Origin of the sequence: Stutzerimonas stutzeri (assembly GCF_038561965.1) — a bacterium.
In the GTDB taxonomy this organism is placed as follows: Bacteria; Pseudomonadota; Gammaproteobacteria; order Pseudomonadales; family Pseudomonadaceae; genus Stutzerimonas; species Stutzerimonas stutzeri_AA.
Genome location: NZ_CP139348.1, coordinates 1,783,095 through 1,806,433 on the forward strand (window position 1 = coordinate 1,783,095; position 23,339 = coordinate 1,806,433).

A 23,339-nucleotide genomic window follows, 5' to 3' on the forward strand; every position below is an offset into this window, starting at 1 on the left:
CGGATCCGCTATGTATTACAGCAAGGCTCAGGCAAAGGATGCGCAGTACCGCCTGATCGATCAGTACGCGCCGTTGGTCAAGCGAATCGCTTACCACCTTTTGGCGCGTCTGCCTGCCAGCGTGCAGGTAGACGATCTGATTCAGGCTGGAATGATCGGACTGCTGGAAGCAGCGAAGAAATACGACGCCGGCAAAGGTGCCAGTTTCGAGACCTATGCGGGTATCCGCATCCGCGGCACGATGCTGGACGAAGTGCGAAAGGGTGACTGGGCGCCACGCTCCGTGCACCGCAATTCGCGCATGGTCAGCGAGGCAATTCGTACTATCGAGGCGAAAACCGGGCGCGACGCTAAAGATCATGAAGTTGCGGCCGAACTTAAGCTAAGTCTCGATGAGTATTACGGCATTCTCGGCGACACCTTAGGCAGTCGCCTGTTCAGCTTTGACGATCTGCTGCAGGAGGGTGAGCACGGCGAGTTCGAGGATGACGCCGCCAGTACCCACCCGGAGCCCTTTCGTGACCTTGAGGATGAGCGCTTTCAGCAGGCTTTGGCCGATGCTATTGCGAACCTGCCCGAGCGTGAAAAGCTGGTGCTGTCGCTGTACTACGACGAAGAACTGAATTTGAAGGAAATTGGGCAGGTGCTGGGGGTCAGCGAGTCGCGCGTGAGCCAGTTGCATAGCCAGTGTGCTGCGCGGTTGCGTGCACGTCTCGGTGAATGGCGCGCCAATTGACGATTGTTTGCGGTATGACGTGCTCGGTTTGCTGAGGCATTTTGGGACTTACGGAGGTCGACTTGGACAAGAACATGAAAATCCTCATCGTCGATGACTTCTCGACGATGAGACGAATCATCAAGAACCTCCTGCGTGATCTGGGGTTCACCAACACCGCCGAGGCGGATGACGGCACTACCGCACTGCCGATGCTCAAGAGCGGCAACTTCGACTTCCTGGTCACTGACTGGAACATGCCGGGCATGAGCGGTATCGATCTGCTGCGCACCGTGCGCGCCGACGAACGCCTCAAGAACCTACCGGTACTGATGGTGACGGCCGAAGCCAAGCGCGATCAGATCATCGAAGCGGCACAGGCCGGGGTTAATGGCTATGTGGTCAAGCCTTTCACTGCCCAGGTGCTCAAGGAGAAGATCGAGAAGATCTTCGAGCGCGTCAACGGCTGAAGCAGCAACGCCGCGAGGGCACTATGACGCAAGCAGACCAAAGCCTGGCAGAGTTCGAAGCGACTCTGAAGACTCATGCACCCAAGTTGATCGAAAGTCTGCAACAGGGCCGCTTCGATGAAGCGACGCAGATGTTCAACGAACTCAATCAGGTGCGCAATCACGGGATCTACCTGGAGGTTGGCAAGCTCACGCGTGAGCTGCACAACGCCATCGTCAAGCTCGAGATGGATACATGCGCGACCGGAGGCGATCCGTCACCGATTACCGACGCGACCGATCGGCTGTCCTATGTGGTTGAGATGACCGAGAAGGCCGCCAATCGCACCATGGACCTGGTGGAGGAGTCCGCTCCGCTGGTGAACTACGTGAGCTATGAGGCGCAGAGCCTGACGGCTGATTGGCAGCGCTTCATGCGCCGCGAAATGAACGCCGAGCAGTTCCGCGACCTGGTCAAGCGCATCGACCACTATCTCCAGCGCAGCATGAACGATGGCTCACAGCTGTCACAGAACCTCAGTGAAATCATGCTGGCGCAGGATTTCCAGGACCTGACCGGTCAAGTGATCAAGCGGGTGACTCGTCTCATCACCGAACTCGAAAGCAACCTGCTCAATCTTGTGTTGATGGCAGGGCAGGTTGATCGTGTGGCTGGAATCCAGCACGACCGCGAAGCGATGCGCGCCGAGCAGGAAAAGCAAAAACAAGAAAAAGAACCTTCCAAGGGTGAAGGTCCGCAGATGCATGCCGATATGCGTGAAGATGTCGTTTCCGGCCAGGACGATGTCGATGATCTGCTTTCAAGCCTGGGCTTTTAGGGGAAGTGAATATGAGCTTCGACGCCGATGAAGAAATCCTCCAGGACTTCCTGGTAGAGGCCGGCGAGATTCTCGAACTATTGTCCGAGCAACTCGTGGAGCTGGAAAGCAGCCCTGATGACACGGGGTTGCTCAATGCGATTTTTCGCGGGTTCCATACGGTCAAGGGCGGTGCAGGCTTCCTTCAGCTTCATGAGCTTGTGGAGTGCTGCCATATCGCCGAAAACGTCTTCGACATCCTGCGCAAGGGTGAGCGTCGCGTCGATTCCGAACTGATGGATGTCGTTCTGCAGGCACTCGATGCCGTGAACGAAATGTTCAGCCAGGTTCGCGAGCGCGTCGAACCGACTCCAGCCTCACGTGAGCTGCTCGCTGCTCTAGCGCGTCTGGCTGAGCCGGCTGCCGCCAATCCTCCGGCGGCGCCGGTCGAGGCTCAGATCCCTGCCGAGGCCGAAGCTGTCGATACCGAGTTCGAACAGCTGCTCGATGCCATTCAGTCGCCCGCCAGCGTGCCGGCAGCAGCCGAGGCCGAACACGCTCCGGTAACGGACGAGATTACCGACGACGAGTTCGAGTCGCTGCTCGATCAGTTGCATGGTAAAGGCCAGTTCGCTGCCGCAGCAGACGCGACGACACCCACCGAGCCGGACGCGGTCGCCGCGCCGGTCAGTAATGAAATTACCGATGACGAGTTCGAGGCGCTGCTCGATCAGCTCCATGGCAAAGGCAAGTTCGAAGCCGCTCCGGCCGCTGCGCCAGTAAGCGCGGCGCCAGCGAAGGCCGGTGACGAGATCACCGACGACGAGTTCGAAGCCTTGCTCGATCAGCTGCACGGCAAAGGCAAGTTCGAGCCTGCCGCTGCCGATGTGGCAGCTGTCGAACCCGCGGCGCCTGCACCAGTCAAGCCGACGCCCAAGCCAGAGCCCGCTCGCGCTGCAGCTCCAGCTAAGGCGGCAGCGGTCAGCAAGCCTGCCGTTGCGGCGCCGGCTGAGAAACCGCCAGCCGAAGCCGAAACGACGGTGCGCGTCGATACTGCGCGCCTCGATGAAATCATGAACATGGTTGGTGAGCTGGTGCTGGTGCGTAACCGTCTGGTACGCCTGGGCTCCAACAGCGGCGACGAGGCCATGGCCAAGGCTGTGTCCAACCTCGACGTGGTAACTGCCGACCTGCAGAGCGCGGTGATGAAGACCCGCATGCAGCCGATCAAGAAGGTTTTCGGCCGTTTCCCGCGATTGGTCCGTGATCTGGCGCGCAGCCTGAAGAAAGAGATCAATCTCGAGCTGGTCGGTGAAGAAACCGACCTCGACAAGAACCTCGTCGAGGCGCTTGCCGACCCGCTGGTGCACTTGGTGCGCAACGCGGTCGACCATGGCATCGAAATGCCTGAAGAGCGCGAAGCCGCTGGCAAGCCGCGCACCGGTCGGGTCGTGCTGTCCGCCGAACAGGAAGGCGATCACATCCTGCTGATCATCAGTGATGACGGCAAGGGGATGGACGCCAATATCCTGCGCGCCAAAGCGGTCGAAAAAGGCATGCTGGAGAAGGACGCAGCGGATCGCCTGAGCGATCTGGAATGTTACAACCTGATCTTCGCGCCTGGTTTCTCGACCAAGACCGAGATTTCCGACGTGTCTGGCCGCGGTGTCGGCATGGACGTCGTCAAGACCAAGATTTCCCAGCTCAACGGTACCGTCAACGTATTCTCCACCAAGGGCCAAGGCTCGAAGGTGGTGATCAAGGTGCCTCTGACGTTGGCAATCATGCCGACCCTGATGGTCATGCTCGGCAATCAGGCCTTCGCCTTCCCGCTGGTCAACGTCAACGAGATTTTCCACCTCGATCTTTCGCGCACCAACGTAGTGGACGGCCAGGAAGTGGTGATAGTGCGCGACAAGGCACTGCCTCTGTTCTACCTCAAGCGCTGGCTGATCCACGATGCGTCTCAGGAAGAGCAGCGTGAAGGTCACGTGGTCATCCTCAGTGTCGGCAACCAGAGCATCGGCTTTGTCGTCGATCAGCTGGTGGGTCAGGAGGAGGTGGTCATCAAGCCGCTGGGCAAGATGCTGCAAGGTACGCCCGGGATGTCCGGCGCAACCATCACCGGCGATGGCCGCATCGCTCTGATTCTCGATGTTCCGAGCATGCTCAAGCGGTACGCACGCCGGATTTGATTCAGTCAGGCAGCGCTGCCCACAGAAGGGCGCGCTGCCGCTAGGAGTGATGTATGGCAGTCAAGGTCCTGGTCGTCGACGATTCCGGCTTCTTTCGCCGGCGCGTCTCGGAAATCCTATCCTCTGATTCCAATATCCAGGTCGTCGGCACCGCCACAAACGGACGTGAGGCGATCGATCAGGTGCTGGCGCTCAAGCCAGATGTCGTGACCATGGACTACGAGATGCCAATGATGGATGGCATCACGGCGGTGCGGCAGATCATGCAGCGTTGTCCGACACCCGTGCTGATGTTCTCCTCGCTGACGCACGAAGGCGCACGAGTCACCCTCGATGCGCTGGACGCCGGCGCCGTGGACTATCTGCCAAAGAATTTCGAGGACATCTCGCGCAACCCTGAAAAGGTCAAGCAACTGCTGTGCGAGAAGGTCCATACCGTATCGCGCAGCAATCGCCGCTACAGCACGTTCTGCACGTCGAGTGCCAGCGTGCCGACTGTGCCTCCGCGTGGTGCTACATCGACACTGGCGGCGTCAGCGTCGCGGGCCGGCAGTACGGCGCCCGTGCCCGCGGCGCCGGCGGCCCGTTCGCCTGCGCCCAAGCGCAAGGCGTACAAGCTTGTTGCGATCGGTACGTCAACCGGTGGTCCTGTGGCGCTGCAGCGCGTACTAACCCAGTTGCCGGCGAATTTTCCGGCGCCGATCGTGCTCATCCAGCACATGCCGGCCGCGTTTACCAAGGCCTTCGCTGACCGTCTGGACAAGCTCTGTCGTATTCGCGTCAAGGAAGCCGAGGATGGCGACGTGCTGCGTCCCGGCCTCGCGCTGCTGGCACCGGGCGGCAAGCAGATGATGATTGATGGCCGCGGTGCGGTGCGTATCCTGCCGGGCGACGATCGCCTCAATTACAAACCCTGCGTTGACGTCACGTTTGGTTCTGCGGCCAAGTCGTTCCACGACAAGGTGCTCGCGGTGGTGCTGACCGGTATGGGCGCAGACGGCCGTGAAGGTGCGCGTCTGCTCAAGCAGAGTGGCAGCCAGGTATGGGCTCAGGATGAAGCGAGCTGCGTGATCTACGGCATGCCGATGGCCGTGGTCAAAGCCAACCTGAGCGATGCGGTTTTCGGGCTTGACGACATCGGCCGCAATCTCGCCGAGGCCTGCATTTGATGAGGGGCTGCTTCTAATGGACGTGCTCAGCCTCATCGGGCTGTTGCTGGCGTTCGTCGCCATCGTCGGGGGCAACTTCCTGGAGGGTGGACATATATCGGCTCTGCTCAACGGCCCTGCCGCGCTGATCGTGCTCGGCGGCACGTTGGGTGCGGTGTTGTTGCAGACGCCCATCGCCGTTTTCATGCGAGCGATAAGCATCGGCCGCTGGATATTCTTCCCGCCGCGCATCGATCTCGCTCGTGGCATCCTGATGGTCACCACCTGGAGCAACACAGCTCGAAAAGAGGGGCTGCTCGGCCTCGAACCAGTTGCCGAGACGGAGCCTGATCCTTACGCGCGTAAAGGTTTGCAGCTGCTAGTGGATGGTGCCGAGCCTGAGGTCATCCGCAGCATTCTGGAAGTCGATCTCTACACCCAGGAAAGCCGTGACCTGCGTGCAGCCAAGGTGTACGACGCGATGGGCGGCTATTCGCCGACTGTCGGCATCATCGGTGCGGTGATGGGGTTGATCCATGTCATGGGTAACCTGGCCGATCCCAGTCAGCTCGGTAGCGGCATTGCCGTGGCGTTCGTTGCGACCATCTATGGCGTCGCGCTTGCCAACCTGCTGGTACTACCGGTCGGCAACAAATTGAAGAGCGTTGTCCAGCGTCAGACTGCGTACCGCGAGATGTTGCTCGAAGGTGTCCTGTCCATCGCTGAGGGCGAAAATCCGCGTTCCATTGAGATGAAGCTGCAAGGCTTCATGGACTGAGCGCCATGGCCAGACGCAGACCCCCGGAAGAGCACGAAAATCATGAGCGTTGGCTGGTTTCCTACGCTGACTTCATCACGCTGCTGTTCGCGTTCTTCGTCGTCATGTACTCGATTTCCTCGATCAACGAGGGCAAGTACAAAATTCTTTCGGACTCCTTGGTTGGTGTGTTCAATCAAGCGGACCGTTCGGTCAAACCGATTCCCGTAGGTGACGAGCGACCACGGACCACCGAGCCTGACGTGTCGCAGGTTGACGACCCGTCCGGCCAGTCTTCGGCTGCTGGCGATCTGACGCTTGACCCTCTGGAGCGCATCGCCCAGAGCATGCGCGAAACCTTCGGTGAGCTGATTGCCAACGAGCAGTTAACCATCCGCGGCAACGAGTTGTGGATAGAGATCGAGCTCAACTCCAGTCTGCTGTTTCCCAGTGGGGATGCCTTGCCCAACGATCAGGCTTTTCAGCTGATCGACAAGGTGGCCGGTATTCTGGCCCCGTTCGACAATCCCATTCATGTGGAGGGGTTTACGGACAACCTGCCCATCAGCACCGACAAGTTTCCGACCAATTGGGAGCTCTCTGCCGCACGCGCGGGAAGTGTCGTGCGGATGCTTGCAGCCCAGGGCGTCCATCCGTCGCGGATGGCAGCGGTGGGCTACGGTGAGTTTCAACCAGTGGCCGATAACGCCACCGCAGAAGGCAGAGCGCGCAATAGACGGGTGATTCTGGTGGTGTCGCGCAATCTCGATGTGCGTCGCAGCGTCACTGGAGTCGGTAGCGGGAACGCCAAGCCAAACGAAGCGTTGCGCCGGGCTGGCACACAATCTGCACCGGCTGCATCCATGTAGGCGCCTAATAGGCGCATCGTCAAAACACCGACGCTTCGCCAGTTCAAGGCGCAGTGGTTCCGGTCAGCTTCGCCGGGTGGAAGATCAATGAGAGTCTGGGCTGTAGCCAATCAAAAGGGTGGGGTTGGAAAGACCACCACGTCGATCGCGCTGGCGGGATTGCTGGCTGATTCCGGTAAGCGCGTGGTAGTGCTCGATCTGGACCCGCATGGCTCGATGACCAGCTATTTCGGTCACGACCCCGACAACCTGGATCGAAGTGTCTTCGATCTTTTCCAGCATCAGGGCACCGTGCCGGATGGGCTGCCGTGGCAATTGCTGCTCGCCACCAGCCATGAGCGTATTTCGCTGATGCCCTCCAGCACAGTGCTGGCAACTCTGGAACGGCAGTCGCCTGGCCAGAACGGACTTGGCTTGGTCATCGCCAAGAGTTTGTCGCAGCTGTGGCAGGACTTCGATTACGCGATCATCGACAGCCCGCCGTTGCTCGGCGTGCTCATGGTCAACGCCCTGGCCGCCAGTCAGCAGTTGGTGATTCCGGTGCAGACCGAATTTCTGGCCATGAAAGGCCTGGAACGCATGGTTAGCACGCTGGCGATGATCAATCGTTCGCGCAAGCAAGCGCTGCCTTACACCATCGTGCCGACGTTGTTCGACCGTCGGACCCAGGCTTCCATGAATACGCTCAAGGTGTTGCGTGCTGGCTATGCTGACCATCTATGGCCGGCGTTCATCCCGGTCGACACACGTTTGCGTGATGCCAGTCGCGCCGGTCTGACGCCTTCGCAGTTCGATCCCACGAGTCGTGCAGTGCTTGCCTATCGTGCTTTGCTCAAGCATTTGCTGGTGTCGCAAGCCTCGCCGCAGGTGGCGTGAAATGCCATGCCACTCGGCGCCTCGCGGCTCAAGTTTGTCGCCTAGTTGGCCGATAGCCTGTTCAGATTCTCTTCACGAGTCCGCCCCATGAGTCGCACCGTCCTAACAGAAACCCGTTCGCAGCTGGCGCTGCAGTCCTATCTCGATGGGCTGCTGCAGGATGCTGCCATCGAACTGGCGGACTCGGTCAGTCAGGATGAGTTTCAGGCTGCCGTGCTGGAGGAGCAGCTGCGTGATACCCGGCAGAGCCAGCCGCCTCGGCTGGAAATAGTCCAGCCAGTGCCGCCAGTGAGCGTGCCTGCTGAATTGGTGGTGCTACCGCCGATGCTGAGCCCTGAGCCGGTGATCGAACTCGAAATTGCACCGCAGCCACCGAGCGAACCGGCCAGGGTCGAGACTGACAATCATCCGGGCTGGGGCGACGAGCCCTTCGAATGCCTGTTGTTCGATGTCGCTGGACTGACGCTAGCAGTGCCGCTGGTATGTCTGGGGTCGATCTATCCGCTGGCGGACCAGGAGCTCACGCCACTGTTCGGCCAGCCAGACTGGTTCCTTGGCATACTGCCAAGCCAGGCGGGCAACCTGAAGGTGCTGGACACCGCACGCTGGGTAATGCCTGATCGGTACCGAGAGGATTTCCGCGAAGGCCTGCAATACGTGATATCGGTTCAAGGCTACGAATGGGGCTTGGCGGTGCATCAGGTCAGTCGCTCGATTCGCCTTGACCCCAGCGAGGTCAAATGGCGTACGCAGCGCAGCCAGCGGCCATGGCTGGCCGGTACGGTAATCGAACATATGTGCGCGCTGGTCGACGTGACTGCGCTGGCCGAGTTGATCTCCAGTGGTGCGGTCAAGCAGATGCCGGGTGCGGTGAAGCCGCGAGCGCACTGAATACACTACAAATGACGGTCGCGCCTTGCGGTGCGGCCCAGCGATAGAATCGACCGCCATAGCGGTAACTGAAGAAGGTGGGACTATGAAGATGACGTCTGCGCAGGGTTCCGAAGATCCTGTTCTGCAATGGGTGACCTTCCGTCTGGATAACGAGACGTACGGCATTAACGTAATGCAGGTCCAGGAAGTATTGCGCTACACCGAGATTGCTCCGGTGCCAGGCGCGCCAAGCTACGTGCTTGGGATCATCAACTTGCGCGGCAATGTCGTGACGGTGATCGACACGCGTCAGCGTTTTGGCCTGGAAACCGCATCGGTTTCAGACAATACCCGGATCGTGATCATCGAGGCGGATCGTCAGGTGATCGGCATCATGGTCGATAGCGTTGCCGAAGTGGTTTACCTTCGCCAATCCGAGATCGAAACCGCGCCAAACGTCGGTAATGACGAATCGGCGAAGTTTATCCAGGGTGTTTGCAACAAGAACGGCGAGCTGCTGATTCTGGTCGAACTCGACAAGATGATGAGCGAAGAAGAATGGGCCGATCTTGAGAGCATCTGATACATGCTGATTGCGTCGCTGGTCGCATCGCTGGTTGCGCTGGCATTCTGCTGCCTGGGCCTGCTGGGCTTCTGTCTGTGGCTTCTCAGACGGCAGCGCCTGCTGGTAGAGCAGCAGCAGCAACGTGATGCGAGCAGGGACAAGCGGATCAAGGAGCTGAGCAGCCGTCTGGATGCCTATCTGGAAGGCAGCTTGCGCATGGGTGACGAGCTCCGCGAGCTGAATCGCATGGTTGCGCCCTTGCCCGACAAACTCATTCAGCTGGAACAGCGTGACCCGAACAATTTTGCGCTGTCGCAGGCCGCCAAGCTTGTCGGAATGGGCGCTAGTGTCGACGATTTGACGCAAACCTGCGGCCTTTCGCAATCCGAGGCCGAGCTGATGAGCAAGCTGCATAAGGCTCGCCAGAAGCCCTGACGGCGTCGACCTTCGCACGGGTCTGGCGTCCTGCCGGCCGGTCGGAACCTCCTGCTTCCCGGTTATTCCAAACCTTATCGACTTGGCTTTGCTGGGCGCGTACAGGTCTCGGATTCGGGGCGAGGAGGGCAGTGATGCGGTGCATACTGGTTCTGCTGTTTTGCGTGGTTTCGTCTGCTGCCGTACAGGCCGCCGAAGCGCCCGAAAATGTCGACGGCGCGATGACCGTGAATGTTTTTCAGGCCAAGCGATTGCATGATTTGGGCGCCGTATTCATCGACGTGCGCTCCGATCGACAATGGTTATGGGGGCACGTCGAAGGTGCTGTGCATTTTGATCTGGCCAGCGACTTCGTGAATCTGGCGGCTCGGGAATGGCCGCGTGAATTGCCTCTTGTTATCTACTGCGACAGCGAGATCTGCCCGCGAAGCGCAGAAGCCGTCCGCATGGCAGTTGCCTGGGGCTACAAGCAGGTCTTCTATTTTCGCTCGGGCTACTTTGCCTGGCAGCTACATGACTATCCGCAAATCACTGGCGAAGATCGGGCAGGAGTAACGCTCAATGCTCAGGCCCACTGAGCAATGGTAGCGATGGCGACGACGGCTCGTGCTTCGAGGCCTGGAAGCCGGGTGGGCATTTACCCTTGAGATACCAAGCGAAGGCGATGATCTCTGCAATCGTCCGATACAGCGCCTCGGGAATCTCATCGCCCAGTTCCAGCCTTGCCAGCAGCCTGACCAGATCGGCGTTCTCGTAGATCGGCACCTCGTGCTCGCGAGCGATAGCGAGAATCGCCTCTGCCAGTTCATCGTCACCTTTGGCGCTCAGGCTCGGCGCATTTACGCCGTCGTAGCTGAGCGCGATTGCCTGGCGTGGCTGTTTGTCGGTCATGCTTTTTCGTCCACGAAACGTTGTTCGAGCGTAGTGCTAGGCCCCTGCGGCGGCGTGCCCTGCCGACAGGACAGTTCACCAACGTTCAGTCCTGCTGCCTGCAAACGCCCACGTAGATGGTCCAGTTCGGCGGCGACCAACTGGGCCGTCGCGCCGCGCTCGGCCCATAGTTGGCTGGACAGGGTGCCGCTTGTCAGTTGCGCTTGAATCTGCAGCGGGCCAAGCGGAGCAACATCGAATGCCAGCTCGATCTTCCAGAGTGGCTCTCCACGGTCCTTGTCGTGCTTTTTCGGCTGGTCCTCGCGCTGCATTTTTATCTGCAGCGGCACGATGTCGCGCTGATCGCGCATCGGTAACTCCAATTGCCAGGTTGTCAGTAGTGCTCCATCCGGGCCGATCTGGGTTTGAGCGAGGCTAGACAATTGATGAGTCTGCAGCCTCGATACAGCGGCGGCTGCGAGCTTGAGCAGCATCTCCAGGTCCGCTTCTTCTTCGAGCCCAGGGGGGAGCCTGGTCGGTAGCGGGAAGCCGATCGCTAGCTGGCGCGCATTACTTTGCGCCAGGGAGCCCAGAGCCTGCCGGGCAAACGCAGGCAGGGCCTGGCCGAGTGCCGCTCCCGCTTGGGCACCGGCGAGGGGCGTGCTGCCGGGAAGATTCGGCATCTGCGCCAGCAGCCGCAGCAAGCCAGCCTTCAGATCACCTTGCAATCCTTCGGTCTGCCCGGCGAGCAGGCGCGCCTCGAGGAACACGCCGCTCCTGGCTAGCGCTGCGGCGACTGCTTTGGCGTCGCCTAGCTGCTGCATTTCCGGTATCAGTCCCAGCAGCTTTTCGGCAGCTCCGCGCAACCCATCAGGTAGTGCGGCAGTCCCGCCCTGGAGTGCCTTGAACAGCCCCTCCAACGATGCCTGACGGTTCTGTTGGGCGCCAAGCTGTTCGCCAAGAAGGAGTTGGTTAAGGCGCCCGCTCAGCGGAAGAAAGGCGAGGGACTGGCCATCCTTGACTTGCGCCGTCAGGAGGCTGCCAAGCGCAAGCGGATTGCTCGACTCGATATTCAGTTTTTGCCCCGCAACCGAAGAGTTGAGCAGGCTGATAACCACCTTGAAGACTTTTTGCCCGTCATCGGACTGCTGTTGGCTAGTCGCGACTACTCGGCCCTGAATGACGCTGCCGACCGGCAGCTGTTGAAGGTCGATCATTGATGCCGGTTGACGTCCGGCCGGTTGCGCCGAGGCGAGCAAACGGGTGTCCGACAGCGCGGTGATGACATAGGCGGTGCCAGGTGGCGGGGCCTTATTGCTGCTGACCTCCACGGTCGCCTGGCGCCCACTGCCCATAGTCAGGCGCAACACCAGTCGAAATGCCTGCGCTGCCTCCCTGATGCTAACGACTTCGGCTTCCGCGTTTTCGCCTGCTGCCAGCAGGCCCTGCATCGGTTGCAGCAGCTTCAACGCAAGGTCGCTAGCCGCTATTGCCTGGCGTGGCGAACTGGTCGGTGGCAGAGCAGTGGTACTCTTGATCTCGGTCATCTTTCCTCAAATGCTCTTACAACCTTTCGCGTTTGCGGCCCTCGGTTCCAAGGGTTGCCATGTATAATTCCGCCCGCCTGGCCCTGCTCCCAGAGTATAGCGGCCACGCCCTTTTCATCTTGAGGTGTCGCTAGCGTGTCAACTCCCTTCCTCGAAGCTGTAGCGCTCGCTTGTGAGCGGGATTGGCGGCTGCTTTTCGACAAGCTCGATCTGCGTCTCGAGAGCGGAGAAATGTTGCAGATTTCGGGGCCTAACGGCAGTGGCAAAACCAGTCTTCTACGCTTGCTTTGCGGGTTGATGCAGCCAACTGCTGGCGAAGTGTTGCTCAGGGGGCAGTCACTCAATGCCCAGCGCGGCGAGCTGGCGCGCAATTTGTTGTGGATCGGTCATGCAGCCGGAATCAAGGGCCTACTGACAGCAGAAGAAAACCTCACCTGGCTCTGCGCCTTGCACCAGCCGACCAATCGCGACGCCATATGGCACGCGCTTGCCGAAGTAGGACTGCGCGGCTTCGAAGACGTGCCCTGCCATACGCTCTCTGCCGGACAACAGCGTCGCGTAGGCTTGGCGCGTCTTTATCTTTCACCTCCGCCGCTGTGGATCCTCGACGAGCCCTTTACGGCCCTAGACAAGCACGGCGTGGCTCAGCTGGAAAAGCACCTGGCAACGCATTGCGAGCAGGGCGGCCTGGTGGTGCTGACCACTCACCACAGCCTGACGGAAAAGCCTGCCGGCTATCGCGAGTTGGATCTAGGGCAGCAGGCAGCATGAGCAGCGTATTCTCATTGTTACTGGCGCGCGAGACGCGCCTGCTGTTCCGCCGCCCGGCCGAGCTGGCCAATCCGCTGGTGTTCTTCGCTATCGTCATCGCGTTATTCCCGTTGGCAGTTGGGCCGGAGACGCAACTTCTGCAAACCATTTCGCCCGGTCTGGTGTGGGTTGCTGCTTTGCTGGCGGTACTGCTTTCCCTGGACGGCCTGTTTCGCAGCGATTTCGAGGACGGCTCCCTAGAACAGTGGGTCGTTTCGCCGCACCCCCTTGCGCTCTTGGTTCTCGCCAAAGTGCTGGCACACTGGGCATTTTCCGGGTTGGCGCTGGTCTTGCTGGCACCGCTTTTGGGCTTGATGTTGGGGCTGCCGCTTGGGACCATTCCGGTGCTACTGATCTCGCTGTTGCTCGGTACGCCGATACTGAGCTTGCTTGGTGCGGTTGGGGCGGCGCTGACGGTAGGGCTCAAGCGCGGCGGCCTGCTGCTGGCGTTGCTTATTCTGCCTCTTTACATCCCGGTACTTATTCTCGGCAGCGGCGCGCTACAAGCGGCGTTGCAAGGCTTACCGGCGGTCGGCCATCTGCTCTGGCTAGCCAGCCTGACCGCGCTGACCGTTACTCTTACACCCTTTGCGATAGCTGCCGGGCTGAAGATCAGCGTTGGCGAATAGCGACACACACCGTATGGCCGGTGCTTGCGCCTGGTCGATGTAACGAATCTCGAGATCCGATCCGTCAGGATCTCGCTGGACGATGAGTCATCCGATGAACTGGACATGGTTTCACAAGCTGGGCTCACCCAAATGGTTCTACGAGATCAGTGGTCGCTGGCTGCCCTGGCTGGCCTGGGCAGCTGTGTTGCTGGTCAGTGTCGGCGTGGTCTGGGGCCTGGCGTTCGCGCCCGAGGATTACCAGCAGGGCAACAGTTTCCGGATCATCTACATTCATGTTCCGGCTGCGTTCCTTGCCCAGTCCATCTACGTCATGCTCGCGGTGGCGGGTGTGGTCGGGCTGGTCTGGAAAATGAAGCTCGCCGACGTCGCCTTGCAACAGGCTGCCCCGATCGGCGCCTGGATGACCTTCATAGCGCTGCTCACCGGCGCCGTCTGGGGTAAGCCAACCTGGGGTGCCTGGTGGGTCTGGGATGCCCGGCTGACCTCGATGCTCATCCTGCTGTTCCTGTATTTCGGCCTCATCGCGCTCGGTCAGGCCATCAGCAACCGTGACAGCGCGGCCAAAGCTTGTGCGGTTCTGGCGATCGTCGGCGTAGTGAACATCCCGATCATCAAGTACTCGGTGGAGTGGTGGAACACGCTGCATCAGCCCGCCACATTCAAGGTCACCGAGAAACCGGCCATGCCAATGGAGATGTGGCTGCCGCTGCTGGTAATGGTGATTGGCTTCTACTGCTTTTTCACCGTGGTGCTGCTGATGCGCATGCGCCTGGAAGTGCTGCGCCGCGAGTCGCGCGCCAGCTGGGTGAAGAATGAGGTCAAGGCTCTGGTAGGAAACAACTCGTGAACTTTTCGTCCTTCGCCGATTTCATCGCCATGGGCAATCATGGCGTGTACGTCTGGACCTCTTACGGCATCAGCCTGGCTGTCCTGATTCTCAACGTCGTATTGCCTGTTCTGGCCCGTCGACGTTACCTGCAAGATGAGGCGCGTCGTTTGCGCCGGGAGGAGTCCAAGTGAATCCGGTGCGCAAGAAGCGTCTTTTCATCGTCCTGGCGATTCTCGCTGGTGTCGGTATCGCCGTGGCGCTGGCGTTGTCCGCTCTGCAGCAGAACATCAACCTGTTCTATACGCCGACCCAGATCGCAGCCGGGGAAGCGCCTGAAGGCACTCGAATCCGTGCGGGGGGATTGGTCGAGGAGGGGTCGCTCAAACGTACCAATGACTCACTCAGCGTCGCCTTCCGTGTCACCGACGGCGCCCAGGCGATCACCATCACCTACCAGGGCATTCTCCCGGACCTGTTCCGTGAAGGGCAGGGCATCGTCGCGCTGGGCCGGGTCAACGCCGACGGCGTGCTGGTCGCTGACGAGGTGCTGGCAAAGCACGATGAGAACTACATGCCGCCCGAGGTCACGCAGGCGTTGGAGAAGAGCGGCATGATGAAACATTACGAAGGTGGCAAGCAGGGGTACGCGAAATGATTCCGGAGCTCGGCCATCTGGCGATGATTCTTGCCCTGTGCCTGGCAGTCGTTCAGGCCACGCTACCCCTGATCGGCGCCTGGCGCGGTGACAGGCAGTGGATGGGGCTGGCGCAACCTGCCGCATGGGGGCAGTTTGCCTTTCTCGCATTTTCCTTCGCCTGTTTGACCTATGCCTTCATGGTCGACGATTTCTCTGTCGCCTATGTCGCGCACAACTCCAACAGCGCGTTGCCTTGGTACTACAAGTTCAGCGCCGTTTGGGGCGCGCACGAGGGCTCGTTGCTGCTGTGGGCTTTGATTCTTGCAGGGTGGACCTTTGCCGTAGCAGTTTTCTCTCGCCAGCTTCCAGAAGACATGTTGGCGCGGGTGCTTGGCGTAATGGGCTTGATCAGTATCGGTTTCCTGTTGTTCCTGATCGTCACGTCCAACCCCTTCGAGCGTTTGCTTCCGCAGGTGCCACTGGATGGTCGTGACCTCAATCCGCTGTTGCAGGATTTCGGTCTCATCGTCCATCCACCCATGCTCTACATGGGATATGTCGGCTTCTCCGTGGCATTCGCTTTTGCAATCGCTGCGTTGCTAGGCGGCCGCCTGGACGCCGCCTGGGCTCGCTGGTCCCGTCCGTGGACGCTGGTGGCTTGGGCCTTTCTCGGTACTGGTATCGCCCTGGGCTCCTGGTGGGCGTACTACGAGCTTGGCTGGGGCGGCTGGTGGTTCTGGGATCCGGTGGAAAACGCCTCGTTCATGCCGTGGCTGGTCGGGACCGCCCTGATCCATTCGCTCGCGGTGACCGAGAAGCGTGGCGTATTCAAGAGCTGGACCGTGCTGCTGGCCATCGCAGCCTTTTCGCTGAGCCTGCTCGGAACCTTCCTTGTTCGTTCCGGTGTGCTGACGTCTGTGCATGCTTTCGCTACCGATCCCGAGCGTGGCGTGTTCATCCTGATCTTCCTGCTGATGGTAGTTGGCGGTTCGCTGACGCTGTTTGCTTTACGCGCACCAGTGGTCAAGAGTCAGGTTGGTTTCGGTCTTTGGTCCCGCGAGACGCTGCTGCTGGTCAATAACCTGCTGCTGGTCGTAGCCACGGCGATGATTCTGCTCGGCACGCTCTATCCGCTGCTGCTGGACGCGTTGTCCGGCGCCAAACTTTCCGTGGGGCCGCCGTACTTCAACGCCATGTTCGTGCCGCTGATCGGCGCGCTGATGGTGACGCTGGGCGTCGGCATCATGGTGCGCTGGAAAGATACGCCGCTGAAGTGGCTGCTTGGCATGCTCACGCCAGTACTGATTACCAGCGTGGTGCTCGGTGGGCTCGGTTCGTTGCTGTTTGGCGACTTCAACTGGGCTGTGCTTGCAGTATCTTTGCTGGCCGCCTGGGTGGTGATTGCGAGCATTCGTGATCTGCTGGACAAAACACGTCACAAGGGGCTGTTCAAAGGTATTCGAAGTCTGGCGACGAGCTATTGGGGCATGCATCTGGCGCACCTTGGCTTGGCCGTCTGCGCCATTGGCGTGGTGCTCACCAGCCACCAGAGCGCCGAGCGCGACCTGCGCTTGGCGCCTGGCGAGTCTCTCTCGCTTGGTGGCTACGAGTTCGTTTTCGAAGGCGCGGTACATCATGAAGGGCCGAACTTCACGTCGGACAAGGCGACCATTCGGGTGCTCGATGGCGGCAAGCAGGTCGCTACGCTACATCCGGAGAAGCGTCTGTACACCGTGCAGCAGATGCCGATGACCGAGGCTGGAATCGACGCCGGATTTACCCGCGACCTATATGTTGCGCTGGGTGAGCCGCTGGGCGATGGCGCCTGGGCTGTACGTGTGCATATCAAGCCCTTCGTGCGCTGGATCTGGCTTGGTGCGCTGATGATGGGGCTTGGCGGGGTTCTCGCGGCGAGTGATCGTCGTTATCGAGTCAAGGTGAAGACCCGCGTGCGCGAAGCGCTGGGCATGGCGGCGCAAGGAGCCTGATGTGAAACGATTGCTGATGTTGCTGCCACTGGTGGTTTTCCTGGTGGTAGCAGTGTTCCTCTATCGCGGTCTGTTCCTTGATCCGTCCGAGCTGCCTTCGGCATTGATCGGCAAGCCGCTGCCGGCGTTCTCGCTCCCATCAGTGGAGGACGAGCAGCGTGTCATCACCGCCGCAGATATCAAAGGCAAGCCAGCCTTGGTCAACGTATGGGCGACCTGGTGTGTTGCCTGTAAGGTCGAGCATCCGGTGCTGAACCGGCTAGCGGCCCAGGGCGTGGTGATTCATGGAGTCAACTACAAGGATGACAACGCTGCGGCGTTGAAGTGGCTGAAGGAATTCCATGACCCTTACCAATTGAACATTCGCGACGAGCGCGGCAGCCTCGGTCTGGACCTGGGCGTCTATGGCGCTCCTGAAACGTTCTTGGTCGACAAAAAGGGCATCATTCGCCACAAGTTTGTGGGGGTAATTGATGATCGCGTGTGGCGTGAACAACTGGCAGTGCTTTATCAGGAGCTGGTGGACGAATGAAACGACTGATCCACGGCGCGTTGCTTGGTCTATTCCTCGCCACGACCGCCCAGGCCGCGATTGATACGTACGAGTTCAGGGACGAGGCAGAGCGGGAGCGCTATCGCACCCTGACCGAAGAGCTGCGCTGCCCCAAGTGCCAGAATCAGAACATTGCCGACTCCAACGCACCCATTGCTATGGATCTGCGTCAGGAAATTTTCCGCATGCTGGAAGAGGGCCGTAGCAATGATCAGATCGTCGACTATCTGGTGGACCGTTATGGTGACTTCGTGCGGTACAAACCGCCGGTAAATGCGAAAACGCTGCTGCTCTGGTATGGACCGGCTGGATTGCTGGTGCTGGGCTTCGGTGTGCTAACCGTCATCCTGGTGCGCCGCCGTCGAGTCGAGAAGGCTCCTGCAGCGAACACCCTTTCCGAGACCGAGCGCGAGCGTCTCGCCCAGCTTCTGGATAAAAAAGACTCATGATCGAATTCTGGATCGCCGCCGGCGCTTTGCTGTTGGTGGCATTGGCTTTCCTGCTTGTACCTATTCTCCATGGTCGTCGTGCCCAAGCCGAAGAAGACCGTACCGCGCTAAACGTTGCCCTGTACGAAGAGCGCCTGGCCGAGCTCGTAGCTCAGCACGCTGCCGGAACCTTGAGTGACGAGCAGCTGGACGCTGGGCGTGCGGACGCAGCTCGCGAGCTTCTGGAGGACACCGAGGGCAGCGACAAGCCAAGAATTGCCAAGCTGGGCCGCAGCGTGCCGCTGATCGCGGCGGTACTCGTGCCATTGGTGGGCTATGGTCTCTACGCGTATTGGGGCGCCATCGACAAAGTACAGATGGCTCGCCAGTTTTCCGAGCAGCCACGCACCGTCGAAGAAATGACGGCACACTTGGAGCAGGCCGTACAGGAGCAGCCGGAATCGGCGGAAGCCTGGTATTTCCTGGGCCGCACTTACATGAATCAGGAGCGGCCAGGCGATGCAGCCAAGGCATTCGCTCGTGTCGTGGAAATCGCCGGCCGCCAGCCAGAACTCCTCGGTCAATGGGCCCAGGCCTTGTACTTCGCGCGCGACCGTCAATGGTCCGAGCAGTTGCAAGCGCTGACTGACGAGGCGCTACAGAGCGATCCGCAGGAGTTGACCAGCCTCGGCCTGCTCGGTATCGCCGCGTATGAGGAGTCGCGGTATCAGGATGCGGTACGTTACTGGGAACAGCTGGTTGCGGCGCTACCTGAAGAAGACCCTTCACGTGAAGCTATCCGTGGCGGTATCGAGCGCGCCCGGCAGCAAATCAATGGCGAGACCGCAACCGAGCAGGGCCAAGCGGGCAACGATACCGTAGGTACCACACTGCAGATCCAGGTAGCGCTGGACCCAAAAGTTGCGGAGTCGGTTTCACAGCAGGACACGGTATTCGTTTTCGCCCGGGCGGTTTCAGGGCCACCAGTTCCCCTGGCAGCCAAGCGCCTGACGGTCGCCGATCTGCCTGCGACCATCACGCTGGGCGACGCTGACGCAATGGTTCCTTCGTTGAAGATATCCAGTGTCGAGCAGGTCACTGTGATGGCCCGGGTTTCGAGTTCCGGCGACGCAACAAAAGGGGAGTGGATGGGTCAAAGCGAAGCGCTCGATACGGCCGGCGAACACAGCTCTGTGCGCCTGGTGATCGACCGCGCCGAGGCCCCCTGATTCACTCACGAGGTAAAAATGAACAGGTTTCCGTCAGCACGCCCGCTTACGCTTGTATGGCTCGGCCAGCGGGTTGCGCTGCTCGGAGTGACGCTGTTGCTCGGCGCCTGCGCAGGTAGTCCCTACGATTCCGCACCGCAACAGCCAGCGCCTGCTCCGGTCCCACGTATACCTGAGCCCAGCGGTCCAGTTATCGCACCTCCAGCAATCAAGGCGCCGCCGGCACCGAGAGCCCCAGCCACTCAGCGAAGCCATCCGCGTTATGCACCGCCTCCGCATGTCGCGGCGCATTGGGACAACCGCTTGGGGGTGTATGTGGTGGAAGGTCGCGATCTGTTCTATCGGGAGCGGCTGTACTATCGCTGGGAAGGCGATTGGTTTTGTGCTGGCCGCCCGGACGGGCCCTGGGAGCCAGTTGCGCCGCCCAGCGTTCCTCCCGGGCTGCGTGACCGCTATTGATCAGTGGGTTAACTGCAGCCGGCAGGATAAGTTTTAGCGCGCCAGCCTAAAGGCTGCCGGTTGATTGCCGATAAAGGATTGAGCACCGTTGCTTTGCAATATTCTCAGCTGGCTCGGCCCACGCCACCGCATCGGGCTTACGCCCCGGAGTCGATCATGAATGCTTCCGTCAAGCGCCTCGAAGAAACCGGTACCGCACTGCGTGATGCGTTGACGCAGCAGGACTGGGCAGCGATCAGCATGCTTGATCGCGAGTGCCGCAATGCGGTGGACGAGGCGATGCAAGCGCGTGAGCGGGACAGTGGCGTTATCAGTCAGCGTCTACAGGAATTGCTTGATCTCTACGGGGAGCTCGTAATGACCTGTCAGATCGAACAGGCACGAGTCGCAAGCGAGCTGCGTCAGCTCAACCAATCCCAACAGGGCGCCAGGGTTTACCAGCTGTTCGCCTGAAACCTCGCAGCACCTCTTATAGTCACTCTGCTTTATCCCTTCCTTACGCCCGACTGAATGGGCGCGCTACGACGCCTCACAATTATCATTACAAAGTATGCGGCATTATGTCGCTGGCACTTTTCCGGCGAGCGGCTATTTGGCGCGTATCCGTTGTTAAATCGCTAACTTCGCAGCCATCGTGTGCCGAAGTCGCCAATTTAATGTTGGGCCCTCTCACAAGGCGTTGATTTTCAGTTCGTTCTTTGGTCGCTAATTCACGCCATAAATTTGACTCAGTTCATTTTTTCATTAATCTACGTCCATCTGCCATGAGCGTGATCGTCGTTCTTCCATGGATGCGAGCGCAGGCTTTCCTTCAGCCTCTTTAGAGCCCTATAAACAAGATGTGGCGTGAAACCAAGATTTTGTTGATAGACGATGATCACGATCGCCGGCGAGATTTGGCAGTCGTTCTGAATTTTCTCAGTGAAGATCATTTGGCTTGCTCCAGTAGCGAGTGGCAGAACGCAGTCGCCGGGCTGGAGTCCAGTCGCGCCGTCAATGGCGTCATGCTGGGCGATGTGTCCTCCAAGGGTGGTGCCGTCGAGCTGATCAAGCAGATGAGCAAATGGGATGAAAACGTTCCGCTGATACTCATCGGCGAGCCCGCCCATGCCGACTGGCCGGACGACGTCCGCCGTCGAGTGCTCACCAGCCTGGAAATGCCGCCCAGCTACAACAAGCTGCTCGACTCCCTGCACCGCGCGCAGGTCTATCGTGAAATGTACGATCAGGCCAAGTCCCGAGGTCGGCAGCGCGAGCCCAATCTTTTCCGTAGCCTGGTCGGCACCAGTCGGGCGGTACAGCATGTCCGGCAAATGATGGAGCAAGTGGCTGATACGGAGGCCAGCGTTCTGATTCTTGGCGAGTCAGGAACCGGAAAGGAAGTGGTTGCGCGCAATTTGCATTATCACTCCAAGCGCCGGCAGGGGCCGTTCGTTCCTGTCAATTGTGGGGCGATTCCGGCAGAGCTACTGGAAAGTGAGCTGTTCGGTCACGAGAAAGGCGCATTTACCGGGGCAATCACCGCGCGTGCGGGGCGCTTCGAGCTGGCCGATGGCGGCACGCTGTTTCTCGATGAGATTGGCGATATGCCGCTCCCTATGCAGGTCAAGCTGCTGCGGGTCCTGCAGGAGCGCACTTTCGAGCGCGTCGGCAGCAACCGTACGCAGAATGCGGACGTCCGCATCATCGCGGCGACCCACAAGGATCTGGAGAAAATGATCGAGGAGGGCACCTTTCGCGAGGACCTCTACTATCGCCTGAATGTGTTCCCTATCGAAATGGCTCCGCTGCGTGAGCGCGTCGAAGATATCCCGCTGCTGATGAACGAATTGATCTCTCGGATGGAGCACGAGAAGCGCGGTTCCATCCGCTTCAATTCTGCCTCGATCATGTCGCTTTGTCGGCACGACTGGCCGGGCAACGTTCGTGAGCTGGCCAACTTGGTCGAGCGCATGGCAATCATGCATCCGTACGGCGTCATTGGCGTTATGGAGCTGCCGAAGAAGTTTCGTCATGTCGATGACGATGACGAGCAGTATGCGACCAGCTTGCATGACGAGATGGAGGAGCGTGCTGCCATCAGCGCACCGATGGTCGTGCCCGAGGCGCAGGCGATGCTTCCGGTGGAAGGCCTTGATCTCAAGGAGTATCTGGGCAATCTCGAGCAGGGCCTGATTAACCAGGCGCTGGAAGATGCTGGCGGTGTGGTCGCTCGAGCCGCCGAGCGTCTGCGGATTCGCCGCACGACGCTGGTGGAAAAGATGCGCAAGTACGGGATGAACCGGCGCGAAGATGAGATGGGCGAATAGGTTCATAACGCCGCGTTACTTGAAGGCCACCGATAGGTGGCCTTTTCATTGCTGCCCTTTGCCCGAGCGCTGAAATCGAACTGTTGCTGCGCCCTGGGCATGAACATTGCTCGTGTCTCGCCAATGACCATCTTTTGACAGGCGCGAGTGAACCCGTGAATTCCGTCACCAGCCCTTCCGTAGATTCGCCCGAAGCCGCAGATGCGGTTGCGCTGTCTGGTGCGCTCGAGCTTTTTCGCAGCCTGTCCAGTCAGCTGAGTGATTCCGAGGGGTGTTTGCAGGCCCACGTCGATGAGCTCCAGCGAAAGCTCGACGAAGCTGGCGAACTCAGGCGCCAGGAGCTGGAAGAAAAGGAACGACTCGCTCAGCGGCTGCAGAACGTACTCGATCTGCTGCCCGGCGGTGTCGTCATCATCGATGGGCATGGTGTGGTTCGCGATGCCAATCCGGTCGGCCTGGAACTGCTTGGCGAGCCGCTCGTGGGTGCCCCCTGGCGAGACGTTATCTTTCGCTGTTTTGCGCCACGCAAGGACGACGGGCATGAAGTTTCGCTGCGCAACGGCCGCCGCCTTTCGATCGCAACGCGTTCGCTCACGGGCGAGCCGGGGCAACTGGTTTTGCTTACCGATCTCACCGAAACCAGGCGCCTGCAGGACCAGCTGGCGCGTCATGAGCGGCTGTCCTCGCTGGGGCGAATGATGGCATCGCTGGCTCACCAGATTCGTACCCCGCTTTCCACTGCTCTGCTGTATGCCAGCCACCTCGAGCAGGGTGGCTTGAGCGAGTCGCAACAGCAGCGCTTTGCCGGCAATCTAAAGGCTCGCTTGCATGAGTTGGAGCACCAGGTTCGCGACATGCTGGTCTTCGCTCGTGGAGATCTACCATTGGGGGAGCGCCTGAGCCCGGCATCGCTTATGTCCGCCTTGCGCTCGGCAGCGGAGCCACAGTTGCAAGGCGTCGCGCTGCGCTGGCAATGCGATGTATCCGGAGCGGAGCTTCTGTGCAATCGAGATACCCTGGTCGGCGCGTTGCTTAATCTCGTTGAGAATGCACTGCAGGCCAGTAATGATGAGCCGCGGCTGAAGGTACACCTGTATCGGCGTCACGGACTGCTGCGTATTTGCATAAGCGATTGCGGCAAAGGTATTGATGCCGAGACCCTGGTGCGCTTGGGGGAGCCGTTCTTCACGACGCGCGACACTGGAACTGGCCTCGGGCTGGCCGTGGCGAATGCGGTTGCCAGAGCACATAACGGTGAGTTGCAGCTGCGCTCGCGGCCTGGCCGCGGGACGTGCGTTGTGATGACGCTGCCGCTGATCCCCGTTGCACCCCGATCGGAGTGAGCTGC

General features: G+C 60.0%; 27 protein-coding genes. 25 read left to right on the top strand and 2 right to left on the bottom strand.

Annotation, left to right across the window (positions count from 1 at the left end; all coding sequences use genetic code 11):
- The first annotated feature begins 10 nt into the window (after positions 1–10).
- From fliA to SM130_RS08270, 12 genes are all read left to right on the top strand, one after another.
- Positions 11–736 (top strand): RNA polymerase sigma factor FliA, encoded by a 726-nt coding sequence (gene fliA / locus SM130_RS08215; RefSeq protein WP_102823610.1) that lies wholly within the window; start codon positions 11–13, stop codon positions 734–736.
- Positions 737–810: 74 nt separating this feature from the next.
- Positions 811–1,185 carry a chemotaxis response regulator CheY gene (locus tag SM130_RS08220; protein ID WP_181019210.1) on the top strand — a complete coding sequence of 125 codons (375 nt, stop codon included), beginning with the start codon at positions 811–813 and terminating at the stop codon, positions 1,183–1,185.
- Positions 1,186–1,208: 23 nt separating this feature from the next.
- Positions 1,209–2,003, top strand: coding sequence for a protein phosphatase CheZ (locus SM130_RS08225; protein ID WP_102823612.1), 795 nt, complete (start codon positions 1,209–1,211; stop codon positions 2,001–2,003).
- A gap of 11 nt (positions 2,004–2,014) precedes the next feature.
- Positions 2,015–4,177 carry a chemotaxis protein CheA gene (locus SM130_RS08230; RefSeq protein WP_102823613.1) on the top strand — a complete coding sequence of 721 codons (2,163 nt, stop codon included), beginning with the start codon at positions 2,015–2,017 and terminating at the stop codon, positions 4,175–4,177.
- 53 nt (positions 4,178–4,230) lie between these two features.
- Positions 4,231–5,346, top strand: coding sequence for a protein-glutamate methylesterase/protein-glutamine glutaminase (locus SM130_RS08235; RefSeq protein ID WP_102823614.1), 1,116 nt, complete (start codon positions 4,231–4,233; stop codon positions 5,344–5,346).
- A 16-nt stretch (positions 5,347–5,362) separates the two neighbouring features.
- The gene (locus SM130_RS08240; RefSeq protein ID WP_102823615.1) at positions 5,363–6,103 is read left to right on the top strand and encodes a flagellar motor protein; all 741 of its coding nucleotides are present in this window, start codon (positions 5,363–5,365) and stop codon (positions 6,101–6,103) included.
- Between the two features lie 5 nt (positions 6,104–6,108).
- Positions 6,109–6,951: a flagellar motor protein MotD gene (gene motD, locus SM130_RS08245; RefSeq protein ID WP_102823616.1), complete on the top strand. Its 843-nt coding sequence runs from the start codon at positions 6,109–6,111 to the stop codon at positions 6,949–6,951.
- Positions 6,952–7,038: 87 nt separating this feature from the next.
- Entirely contained in the window at positions 7,039–7,827 is a 789-nt protein-coding gene (locus SM130_RS08250; protein WP_102823617.1) for a ParA family protein, read from the top strand.
- Between the two features lie 87 nt (positions 7,828–7,914).
- On the top strand, positions 7,915–8,718 hold the full coding sequence (locus SM130_RS08255; RefSeq protein WP_102823618.1) for a CheW domain-containing protein: 804 nt from the start codon (positions 7,915–7,917) through the stop codon (positions 8,716–8,718).
- Between the two features lie 85 nt (positions 8,719–8,803).
- A complete protein-coding gene (locus SM130_RS08260; RefSeq protein ID WP_102823619.1) occupies positions 8,804–9,283 on the top strand; it encodes a chemotaxis protein CheW in 480 nt (159 codons plus the stop codon).
- A 3-nt stretch (positions 9,284–9,286) separates the two neighbouring features.
- Entirely contained in the window at positions 9,287–9,700 is a 414-nt protein-coding gene (locus SM130_RS08265) for a DUF2802 domain-containing protein (RefSeq protein WP_102823620.1), read from the top strand.
- Positions 9,701–9,834: 134 nt separating this feature from the next.
- Entirely contained in the window at positions 9,835–10,278 is a 444-nt protein-coding gene (locus SM130_RS08270; protein WP_102823621.1) for a rhodanese-like domain-containing protein, read from the top strand.
- Here SM130_RS08270 and SM130_RS08275 read toward each other — a convergent pair.
- A complete protein-coding gene (locus SM130_RS08275; RefSeq protein ID WP_102823622.1) occupies positions 10,259–10,591 on the bottom strand; it encodes an EscU/YscU/HrcU family type III secretion system export apparatus switch protein in 333 nt (110 codons plus the stop codon). The two genes, SM130_RS08270 and SM130_RS08275, sit on opposite strands and share 20 nt — an antisense overlap.
- Positions 10,588–12,117: a flagellar hook-length control protein FliK gene (locus SM130_RS08280; RefSeq protein WP_102823623.1), complete on the bottom strand. Its 1,530-nt coding sequence runs from the start codon at positions 12,115–12,117 to the stop codon at positions 10,588–10,590. The genes SM130_RS08275 and SM130_RS08280 overlap by 4 nt, the downstream gene beginning before the upstream one ends.
- A 135-nt stretch (positions 12,118–12,252) precedes the next feature.
- On the opposite strand from SM130_RS08280, the gene ccmA reads away from it, so the two are divergent.
- From ccmA to SM130_RS08345, 13 genes are all read left to right on the top strand, one after another.
- A complete protein-coding gene (ccmA, locus tag SM130_RS08285) occupies positions 12,253–12,888 on the top strand; it encodes a cytochrome c biogenesis heme-transporting ATPase CcmA (protein WP_102823624.1) in 636 nt (211 codons plus the stop codon).
- The gene (ccmB, locus tag SM130_RS08290) at positions 12,885–13,556 is read left to right on the top strand and encodes a heme exporter protein CcmB (protein WP_102823625.1); all 672 of its coding nucleotides are present in this window, start codon (positions 12,885–12,887) and stop codon (positions 13,554–13,556) included. The genes ccmA and ccmB overlap by 4 nt, the downstream gene beginning before the upstream one ends.
- A gap of 94 nt (positions 13,557–13,650) precedes the next feature.
- Positions 13,651–14,406 (top strand): heme ABC transporter permease, encoded by a 756-nt coding sequence (locus SM130_RS08295; protein WP_102823626.1) that lies wholly within the window; start codon positions 13,651–13,653, stop codon positions 14,404–14,406.
- Positions 14,403–14,579 (top strand): heme exporter protein CcmD, encoded by a 177-nt coding sequence (gene ccmD / locus SM130_RS08300; RefSeq protein ID WP_015276605.1) that lies wholly within the window; start codon positions 14,403–14,405, stop codon positions 14,577–14,579. Before SM130_RS08295 ends, ccmD begins: the two co-directional genes overlap by 4 nt.
- A complete protein-coding gene (gene ccmE / locus SM130_RS08305) occupies positions 14,576–15,043 on the top strand; it encodes a cytochrome c maturation protein CcmE (RefSeq protein ID WP_102823627.1) in 468 nt (155 codons plus the stop codon). The genes ccmD and ccmE overlap by 4 nt, the downstream gene beginning before the upstream one ends.
- A complete protein-coding gene (locus SM130_RS08310) occupies positions 15,040–17,013 on the top strand; it encodes a heme lyase CcmF/NrfE family subunit (RefSeq protein WP_102823628.1) in 1,974 nt (657 codons plus the stop codon). The genes ccmE and SM130_RS08310 overlap by 4 nt, the downstream gene beginning before the upstream one ends.
- A gap of 1 nt (position 17,014) precedes the next feature.
- On the top strand, positions 17,015–17,545 hold the full coding sequence (locus SM130_RS08315; protein WP_102823629.1) for a DsbE family thiol:disulfide interchange protein: 531 nt from the start codon (positions 17,015–17,017) through the stop codon (positions 17,543–17,545).
- A complete protein-coding gene (locus SM130_RS08320; protein ID WP_102823630.1) occupies positions 17,542–18,015 on the top strand; it encodes a cytochrome c-type biogenesis protein in 474 nt (157 codons plus the stop codon). Before SM130_RS08315 ends, SM130_RS08320 begins: the two co-directional genes overlap by 4 nt.
- Positions 18,012–19,223 (top strand): c-type cytochrome biogenesis protein CcmI, encoded by a 1,212-nt coding sequence (gene ccmI, locus SM130_RS08325; RefSeq protein ID WP_102823631.1) that lies wholly within the window; start codon positions 18,012–18,014, stop codon positions 19,221–19,223. The genes SM130_RS08320 and ccmI overlap by 4 nt, the downstream gene beginning before the upstream one ends.
- Before the next feature lie 18 nt (positions 19,224–19,241).
- Entirely contained in the window at positions 19,242–19,682 is a 441-nt protein-coding gene (locus SM130_RS08330; protein ID WP_102823632.1) for a hypothetical protein, read from the top strand.
- Positions 19,683–19,838: 156 nt separating this feature from the next.
- Entirely contained in the window at positions 19,839–20,135 is a 297-nt protein-coding gene (gene fliT, locus SM130_RS08335) for a flagellar protein FliT (RefSeq protein WP_102823633.1), read from the top strand.
- Between the two features lie 386 nt (positions 20,136–20,521).
- The gene (locus SM130_RS08340) at positions 20,522–21,991 is read left to right on the top strand and encodes a sigma-54 dependent transcriptional regulator (protein ID WP_102823634.1); all 1,470 of its coding nucleotides are present in this window, start codon (positions 20,522–20,524) and stop codon (positions 21,989–21,991) included.
- 155 nt (positions 21,992–22,146) lie between these two features.
- Entirely contained in the window at positions 22,147–23,334 is a 1,188-nt protein-coding gene (locus tag SM130_RS08345) for a sensor histidine kinase (protein WP_102823635.1), read from the top strand.
- Positions 23,335–23,339 lie beyond the last annotated feature (5 nt).

Excerpts from the sequence above, each read along its gene's own strand:
- fliA (WP_102823610.1), top strand. The coding sequence starts at position 11 with ATGTATTACAGCAAGGCTCAGGCAAAGGATGCGCAGTACCGCCTGATC.
- SM130_RS08220 (WP_181019210.1), top strand. The coding sequence starts at position 811 with ATGAAAATCCTCATCGTCGATGACTTCTCGACGATGAGACGAATCATC.
- SM130_RS08225 (WP_102823612.1), top strand. The coding sequence starts at position 1,209 with ATGACGCAAGCAGACCAAAGCCTGGCAGAGTTCGAAGCGACTCTGAAG.
- SM130_RS08230 (WP_102823613.1), top strand. The coding sequence starts at position 2,015 with ATGAGCTTCGACGCCGATGAAGAAATCCTCCAGGACTTCCTGGTAGAG.
- SM130_RS08235 (WP_102823614.1), top strand. The coding sequence starts at position 4,231 with ATGGCAGTCAAGGTCCTGGTCGTCGACGATTCCGGCTTCTTTCGCCGG.
- SM130_RS08240 (WP_102823615.1), top strand. The coding sequence starts at position 5,363 with ATGGACGTGCTCAGCCTCATCGGGCTGTTGCTGGCGTTCGTCGCCATC.
- motD (WP_102823616.1), top strand. The coding sequence starts at position 6,109 with ATGGCCAGACGCAGACCCCCGGAAGAGCACGAAAATCATGAGCGTTGG.
- SM130_RS08250 (WP_102823617.1), top strand. The coding sequence starts at position 7,039 with ATGAGAGTCTGGGCTGTAGCCAATCAAAAGGGTGGGGTTGGAAAGACC.
- SM130_RS08255 (WP_102823618.1), top strand. The coding sequence starts at position 7,915 with ATGAGTCGCACCGTCCTAACAGAAACCCGTTCGCAGCTGGCGCTGCAG.
- SM130_RS08260 (WP_102823619.1), top strand. The coding sequence starts at position 8,804 with ATGAAGATGACGTCTGCGCAGGGTTCCGAAGATCCTGTTCTGCAATGG.
- SM130_RS08265 (WP_102823620.1), top strand. The coding sequence starts at position 9,287 with ATGCTGATTGCGTCGCTGGTCGCATCGCTGGTTGCGCTGGCATTCTGC.
- SM130_RS08270 (WP_102823621.1), top strand. The coding sequence starts at position 9,835 with ATGCGGTGCATACTGGTTCTGCTGTTTTGCGTGGTTTCGTCTGCTGCC.
- SM130_RS08275 (WP_102823622.1), bottom strand. The coding sequence starts at position 10,591 with ATGACCGACAAACAGCCACGCCAGGCAATCGCGCTCAGCTACGACGGC.
- SM130_RS08280 (WP_102823623.1), bottom strand. The coding sequence starts at position 12,117 with ATGACCGAGATCAAGAGTACCACTGCTCTGCCACCGACCAGTTCGCCA.
- ccmB (WP_102823625.1), top strand. The coding sequence starts at position 12,885 with ATGAGCAGCGTATTCTCATTGTTACTGGCGCGCGAGACGCGCCTGCTG.
- SM130_RS08295 (WP_102823626.1), top strand. The coding sequence starts at position 13,651 with ATGAACTGGACATGGTTTCACAAGCTGGGCTCACCCAAATGGTTCTAC.
- SM130_RS08310 (WP_102823628.1), top strand. The coding sequence starts at position 15,040 with ATGATTCCGGAGCTCGGCCATCTGGCGATGATTCTTGCCCTGTGCCTG.
- SM130_RS08320 (WP_102823630.1), top strand. The coding sequence starts at position 17,542 with ATGAAACGACTGATCCACGGCGCGTTGCTTGGTCTATTCCTCGCCACG.
- ccmI (WP_102823631.1), top strand. The coding sequence starts at position 18,012 with ATGATCGAATTCTGGATCGCCGCCGGCGCTTTGCTGTTGGTGGCATTG.
- SM130_RS08330 (WP_102823632.1), top strand. The coding sequence starts at position 19,242 with ATGAACAGGTTTCCGTCAGCACGCCCGCTTACGCTTGTATGGCTCGGC.
- fliT (WP_102823633.1), top strand. The coding sequence starts at position 19,839 with ATGAATGCTTCCGTCAAGCGCCTCGAAGAAACCGGTACCGCACTGCGT.
- SM130_RS08340 (WP_102823634.1), top strand. The coding sequence starts at position 20,522 with ATGTGGCGTGAAACCAAGATTTTGTTGATAGACGATGATCACGATCGC.